This window comes from Pseudomonas boreofloridensis (genome assembly GCF_030580795.1).
GTDB lineage: Bacteria > Pseudomonadota > Gammaproteobacteria > Pseudomonadales > Pseudomonadaceae > Aquipseudomonas > Aquipseudomonas boreofloridensis.
Map to the genome: position 1 here is coordinate 339,657 of NZ_JAUQOQ010000005.1, position 6,263 is coordinate 345,919.

The window sequence follows — 6,263 nt, forward strand, 5'->3', positions numbered from 1 at the left end:
TCCATGCGTGCAGCGGTACGTACCTTGGTCACCCTGTGCGTGGTGGCCATCGCGGTGTTCGCCGGTTATCGGCTCTGGCAGTACTACATGCTCACACCCTGGACCCGCGATGCGCGGGTCAGAGCCGACGTCGTGGTGATTGCCCCGGATGTCTCCGGTTGGGTGCGCGAGTTGAAGGTAAGGGACAACCAGCCGGTCGAGGCCGGTGAGCTGCTGATGTCCATCGACCGCGAACGTTTCCAGGCCGCGTTCGACCAGGCCAGCGCGGTCACCGACACCCGTGCCCAGCAATTGCGCCTGCGCGAGCGTGAGGCAGCGCGGCGCGTGGCGCTGGGGCCAGAAGCGATCAGCGCCGAGCTGCGCGAGAATGCCCAGATCAATGCCGCCATCGCCCGCGGCGAGTTGCACGAAGCTCAGGCACAACTGCAGGTGGCGAGAATCAATCTGGCCCGCAGCGAAGTCCGCGCACCGCGCAGCGGCCATATCACCAATTTGCGCCTGGCCCAAGGCAACTACGTCAATGCCGGTCAATCGGTGATGGCTTTGGTCGACGACTCGACGTTCTACATACAGGCGTATTTCGAAGAAACCAAACTGCCGCGGATCAAGGTCGGTGATCCGGTGAAGGTCTGGCTGATGGGAGCAGGGGAGGCTATGCGCGGCCATGTGCAGAGCATCAGTCGAGGCATCACGGACCGCAACTCGACGCCAGACGGCCAACTGCTGCCGGAGGTGGAACCTACGTTCAACTGGGTGAGATTGGCCCAGCGTATCCCGGTACGCATCGTTCTGGACGAGTTGCCGGCAGGTGTGACCCTCAGCGCAGGCATGACCGCAAGCGTGCAGGTGCGTGAGGACGAGATCCAGCGCTGAACCGCCTAGGCAGCGTGCCGACGTCTGTGCTTCAGGAAGGGTTGGCTTACGTGGGGGCCAGTGGCAGGCGGAAGCTGAATAGCGTGCCGTGCTCGGCACTGGACGACACTTCCATGGAACCCCCATGGGCCAGGGCGATCTGGTTGGCGATGTACAGGCCTAGACCGAGTCCTTGCTGAGGGGCCGTACTGACCTGACGGGTGAAGGGCTGGAACAGTTGTCCCATGGCCTGCGGCGCGATGGGCTCTCCAGTGTTGCGCACGCTCAGCACGAAGGCATCGGGCTGAAGGCTGGCGCAGACCCACACCGGCCCGTCGGGGTCGCCATGCTCCAGGGCATTGGCGATCAGGTTGGAGAGTAGCTGGGTCACCCGTTCGCGGTCGCAGCGCAGGCCTTCGATCGGTCCGATATCCAGGAGGATCCGGCGCTGCGGATGCACTCGCTGCAGTTCAGACGCTACATGACTCAGGGCTTGAGCAAGGTCTGGGCAAGATTGCAGATTCAAGGGTATGCCAGCGCCGAGGCGTCCGCGGGCGAAGTCCAGCACATCGCGCACCAAGTGCGCGGCCCGTCGGCCGCAGGTCAGAATGTGCCGGGCAATGGCCCGGCTTTTCTCATCGTTCAGGCGCTGGGCGAGCAGTTCGGCGCCTGCGGTGATGGCAAACAGCGGATTGCGCAGGTCATGCCCGAGCACGGCAATGAACTGCTCGCGCACCTCGGCCATGGCGCGCTCCTCACGCAAGGCAAGTTCGGTGCGCTGAACGCTTTCCTCGCTTTCGATCTGTATTGACAACAGGCGTGCGAAAGACGCCATCATCGGTTCTATGGCCGTGCCCTTCAGACGTGCCGGCTTGGGGTCGAGTGCACAGATGGTGCCGAAGAAGCTGCCATCGGCCCGAATGACCGGTACCGAAATGTAGCTTTCAAAACGGTATTTGCGTCGGGTCGGATGGTTGCAGTAAACGGAGTCTTCGCTGGCCTTGTCGATGACGATGGTCTGCCGGGTGTTATGGATTTCATGGCAGAGGGTGCTGGCGACGTCCAACTCACCTCCGACCTTGAGGCCGAAGCCCAGGTTATCGAGGACGGCGCAGGCCGTCCAGCTGTCGTCCGTTACCCGTGCCACAGCCGCGAATCGCAGCCCACTGGTCTCGCAGATCACCTGAAGAATCGCGGGCACAGCATTGATCCGCGCAATAGTGGCAAGGTCGGAATTCACGTCGGTCATAGTGCTTTGCTGATGTCCTCGGGAGTGGTCTTGCAAGCTGGCGATCATCAGTCTAGCGCGCCTTTGGGGGCGCGATGTAAAACCTTGGCACGGGTAGCGCGGGTTGCGGTAGGCTGCGCAGGAAAACACCTGCGCGTTGCCCGTCAGAGGCAACCGTCTGCCTGCGTGCGTTCCTTCCAATTCCTTTGCGAGGTAACGTCATGGCCATCACTTCACAAGATGTTTGCAGCGCTGCTGATCAACTCAAGGGTTTTGTCGGCTTTCACCGCAAGCGAGGGGCGTATATCGTGCGTTTCAGCGAAGATGCCTTTGGGATGGACGTCGCCGACGACAGTATCGTCCCGTGCGCCGAATTCGTCTGGCAACCGGCATCGGGTCAGCGCATGGCACTGTGTCGAGAGCGTCTGGCGCTGCTGTTGGCGCAGCATGTGGACGATCGATTGAACATCGGCGAGCCATTGCGTGTTTACCTGCGTCGCACCGACCTACCGGAAATCGTCGCTGAGCGCAGCCTGGCGCAGTAAGGGGCGCGTCAGGCCAGCCTGAGCGGCACCACCTCGCGGTGGGCGAAGTTCACCTGATTGCGGCCTTGGTGCTTGGCTGCATAAAGTGCCTTGTCGGCGTCCTCCAGCCACTGCTCCGGCGTTTTCAAGCTTTCGTGATAGACCGAGAGGCCGATGCTCAGACTGATACGCAGTTCCGGTAGCTGCGGGTTGCGATAGGCACTGACTTGCTGGCGCAGACGCTCCATGGCCAGGCCGGCCTGATGCTGGTCGGTATCGGGCAGGATCAGACAGAACTCGTCGCCGCCGTAGCGTCCAGCCAGGTCGTCGGCGCGCAGCAGGTGACGAATCTCCAGGCTCAGCTGGCGCAGCACGCAGTCGCCCACCACATGACCGAATGTGTCGTTGATGGCCTTGAAATGATCGATGTCGATCAGTGCGATGACCGCAGGCGTCCGTTGCTGCTGGCACATCTGGAACCTGAGCAGTAGCAGGTCTTTCCATGACCCATGGTTGAGCAGTCCAGTAAGACTGTCGGTGCGGCTCAGTGCGCTGAGCCGTCCCTTGTGCTCGGCCAGCTTGATCGCCAGGCGGTAGCAGACCCAACCCAGCGCGACCGGGTACAAGGTCAACATCGGCAGGCAGGCGTAGACCTGCAGCGAGGTCGCCTGCAATTGCAGGCCCGGGCCGAACAGTGCCAAGGCGAGCAGCATGCCGACCACTTGCGCAAGTACACCTCGCAGCAGTAGCCGCTTGCCTCCGGCCGACACGTTGTTCATGGTCATCATCGATAGAATGGTCACGGTGGGCAGCGGATTGAAGTGAAAGGCTGCCGCCCAGAAGCCTCCACCCAGCGAGTCGAGCAGCAGGTTGCGCTGCTCGGCGCGATACGGTGCTGGCGAGTGTATGGCCCACTGATACGCCAGGTGTGGCCACACCAGGCCGTTGAACAGCATCAGCAGCCATACCCAAGGCGCTGGATGCAGCGGTGCCATCGCCGCCATGACACTGAACAGGCCAATACCCATGCCGATGATGCGTGGCACGTAGATGCGCCTGACGAAGGAGAGTCCTTTGCCACTTCTGTTGTCTATCATGTCTGTCGTTCTTTTATACAGGCGGCGTTTATCGCATAAGTTGCATGAAGATTGTCGGACAATGATTCATTCATGAAAAATGACCTTACAAGCCAATTCACGGTTACGCGGATCACCGTGAGTTAGGATGACTCCCTTGTGTTTCTTTTTAGAGGGTCTGTTTTCATGAGCGCGATCGATCCTCCGCCAGGTCCGCCGGCACGCTTCAGCGAGGGGCGTTTCCATAATGGTGCCGAGTTGCCCAAGGACGGCGTGGGCAAGAAGTTGCGCATCGGCTTGAAGTATCTGCTGCGACGCAAGCCGGCGCACACGCGTCCGGCGGTCATGCCCGACCTGCTACCGATGACTCGCCAACAGGTGCTGGATGCCCCCGACCGCAGCCTGTGGCGGCTTGGTCATTCCACCGTATTGCTCAAGCTGCGCGGACGCTACTTCATCACCGATCCGGTCTTCGCTGAGCGTGCTTCACCGGTGCAATGGGCGGGGCCGCTGCGCTTTCATCCCGCGCCGCTGCCACTGGAGCAAGTGCCGCCGCTGGCAGCCGTGATTCTTTCCCATGACCATTTCGATCACTTGGACGAGTCTGCTGTGCGCCGGCTGGCGCCGCGCACCGGACGGTTTCTGGCGCCTTTGGGTGTCGGTCAGCGTCTCATTAAATGGGGCGTGCCGCACAACAAGGTGTGTGAGTTAGGCTGGTGGCAAGAGGCTGAGGTAGACGGCGTGCGTTTCATCGCTACGCCTGCTCAGCATTTTTCGGGTCGCGGCCTGTTCGACAGCAACAGCACCCTGTGGGCTTCGTGGGTCATGATCGATGGCGAGCGCCGCGTGTTCTTCAGTGGAGACACAGGTTATTTCGAAGGTTTTCGCGCTATCGGCGAGCGCTATGGTCCATTCGACCTGACGTTGATGGAGACCGGCGCCTATAACGTGGCGTGGCCGAATGTGCACATGCAGCCTGAACAGAGCCTGCAGGCTCATCTGGATGTGCGTGGACGCTGGATGTTGCCGATCCACAATGGCACCTTCGACCTCGCCATGCACAGTTGGCAGGAGCCTTTCGAGCGCATCGTCGCGCTGGCAGCCGCTGCCGGGGTCGACCTGAGTACACCGCAGATGGGCGAGCGGATCTGCCTCGACAGCCCGCACCGCGGGCAGGCGTGGTGGCAACGGACTACGCCTGCCCGTTAAACGTCAGTCGTGGTTACGTTGCTTGGCCTCTTCCTGTTCTTCGTCCTTCAGCAACTTCGAGGGGGCCTTACCACTGTCGCTACGCACCTGCGCGTGGCTGATCAAAGCAAAGATGAAACTGCCACCGATGATGTTGCCGGCCAGTGTCGGCAGTGCGAAGTCCAGCCAGAACGTGCGCCAGCTTTCTTCGCCGGCCCATACCAAGTAGGACACTTCCACGGAGCCGACGACGATGTGGGTGAAGTCCCCCAGGGCCATCAGATAGGTGATCATCAGGATGATCCAGATCTTGGCGTGTTCCATCGAAGGAATCATCCACACCATGGTGGCGATCATCCAGCCTGAGACGATGCCCTTGGCGAACATCTGACCCAGGTCGTTGTGCATGACCTTGCGTCCGACTTCCAGGAAGGCCATGTCGGTCTTGGTGTCGAAGATCGGCAGCTCGAGCATCACCCAGGCGACCAGCAAGGTGCCAGCCAGGTTGCCGAGCAGCACCACCGACCACAGGCGCAACAAACGGCCGAAGTTGCCCAGGGTAGGGGCGGTCATTACCGGCAGCACTGCGGTGAGTGTGTTTTCAGTGAACAGTTGCTGGCGTGCCAGGATTACGGCCAGAAAGCCCGCGCTGTAACCGAGACTGGCAATCACCTGGCTGCTTTCACTGTCCGGCAAGCGTGAATAGAGCAAGCCCATCGCCATTAGCGACAAGCCCATGGTCAAGCCCGCCGCCAGGGCCGACCACCAGAGCGCCGCCAAGGTACGCTCCAATTCATGATCGCCCTGGAAGCGAATGATTTCGTGCAATACCGCAGGCCTGGGGGGCTGGTTGTGGCTGACCTCCTGTTCTTCGTCTGCCGACAATCCAGGGGTCTTCTCGTTTTCCGCCTCGCTCATGATGCGCCTGCTCCAAGGATGTTTCTCTACAGATCGACCGCGCCGCAATTAGTTGCTGTAGACCTCATGGAGACCGATAAAACTTTTTTGGATCAAGGTGTTGACTCTGATTTCAAAGCGCGTATTATTCGCCTCCTCGCAGCGATGCACGCAGCGAGACAGGCGGTAAGTTGTTGAGGTTGAAAGCTTTCGAATGAAAGCGTTTCAAAAAAACTTCAAAACAAATGCTTGACACGAAGTAGGGCTGCTGTAGAATGCGCGGCCTCGGTTGAGACGAAACGCTCTTAGCCAAACGCTCTTTAACAAATCGAATCAAGCAATTCGTGTGGGTGCTTGTGAGTACGGACTGATCGTCGCCTAGATTATCAGCATCACAAGTGGCCATGCGAGAAATCACATAGTCATTTGAGATTGCTGAGCCAAGTTTAGGGTTTCTTAAAAACCCAAGCAGTATTGAACTGAAGAGTTTGATCATGG

The 6,263-nt window shown here is 60.0% G+C and carries 6 protein-coding genes and 1 pseudogene; 3 read left to right on the forward strand and 4 right to left on the reverse strand.

Annotated features, from left to right (window positions below):
• Positions 1 to 3: 3 nt before the first annotated feature.
• Positions 4 to 873 (forward strand): efflux RND transporter periplasmic adaptor subunit, encoded by an 870-nt coding sequence (locus tag Q6A47_RS09040; protein WP_029613196.1) that lies wholly within the window; start codon positions 4 to 6, stop codon positions 871 to 873.
• A gap of 46 nt (positions 874 to 919) precedes the next feature.
• Here the strand turns inward: Q6A47_RS09040 and Q6A47_RS09045 are convergent, their stop codons facing one another.
• Entirely contained in the window at positions 920 to 2,101 is a 1,182-nt protein-coding gene (locus tag Q6A47_RS09045; RefSeq protein WP_304484061.1) for a GAF domain-containing sensor histidine kinase, read from the reverse strand.
• A 200-nt stretch (positions 2,102 to 2,301) separates the two neighbouring features.
• Here Q6A47_RS09045 and Q6A47_RS09050 point away from each other — a divergent pair, with 200 nt between their 5' ends.
• Complete coding sequence (locus Q6A47_RS09050) at positions 2,302 to 2,625, forward strand: DUF2025 family protein (RefSeq protein ID WP_304484063.1); 324 nt, start codon at positions 2,302 to 2,304, stop codon at positions 2,623 to 2,625.
• Between the two features lie 8 nt (positions 2,626 to 2,633).
• On the opposite strand, the gene Q6A47_RS09055 is transcribed toward Q6A47_RS09050, so the two are convergent.
• Positions 2,634 to 3,701, reverse strand: a complete 1,068-nt coding sequence (locus tag Q6A47_RS09055) for a diguanylate cyclase (RefSeq protein ID WP_304484065.1) — start codon at positions 3,699 to 3,701, stop codon at positions 2,634 to 2,636.
• Positions 3,702 to 3,866: 165 nt separating this feature from the next.
• Here Q6A47_RS09055 and Q6A47_RS09060 point away from each other — a divergent pair, with 165 nt between their 5' ends.
• Positions 3,867 to 4,889 carry an MBL fold metallo-hydrolase gene (locus Q6A47_RS09060; protein ID WP_304484066.1) on the forward strand — a complete coding sequence of 341 codons (1,023 nt, stop codon included), beginning with the start codon at positions 3,867 to 3,869 and terminating at the stop codon, positions 4,887 to 4,889.
• A gap of 3 nt (positions 4,890 to 4,892) precedes the next feature.
• Here Q6A47_RS09060 and Q6A47_RS09065 read toward each other — a convergent pair whose 3' ends face one another.
• Positions 4,893 to 5,786 (reverse strand): formate/nitrite transporter family protein, encoded by an 894-nt coding sequence (locus Q6A47_RS09065; protein WP_304484068.1) that lies wholly within the window; start codon positions 5,784 to 5,786, stop codon positions 4,893 to 4,895.
• Between the two features lie 124 nt (positions 5,787 to 5,910).
• Positions 5,911 to 6,263 (reverse strand): annotated as a pseudogene (locus Q6A47_RS09070) (hypothetical protein); the annotation flags it as partial.

Excerpts from the sequence above, each read along its gene's own strand:
- Q6A47_RS09040 (WP_029613196.1), top strand. The coding sequence starts at position 4 with ATGCGTGCAGCGGTACGTACCTTGGTCACCCTGTGCGTGGTGGCCATC.
- Q6A47_RS09045 (WP_304484061.1), bottom strand. The coding sequence starts at position 2,101 with ATGACCGACGTGAATTCCGACCTTGCCACTATTGCGCGGATCAATGCT.
- Q6A47_RS09050 (WP_304484063.1), top strand. The coding sequence starts at position 2,302 with ATGGCCATCACTTCACAAGATGTTTGCAGCGCTGCTGATCAACTCAAG.
- Q6A47_RS09055 (WP_304484065.1), bottom strand. The coding sequence starts at position 3,701 with ATGATAGACAACAGAAGTGGCAAAGGACTCTCCTTCGTCAGGCGCATC.
- Q6A47_RS09060 (WP_304484066.1), top strand. The coding sequence starts at position 3,867 with ATGAGCGCGATCGATCCTCCGCCAGGTCCGCCGGCACGCTTCAGCGAG.
- Q6A47_RS09065 (WP_304484068.1), bottom strand. The coding sequence starts at position 5,786 with ATGAGCGAGGCGGAAAACGAGAAGACCCCTGGATTGTCGGCAGACGAA.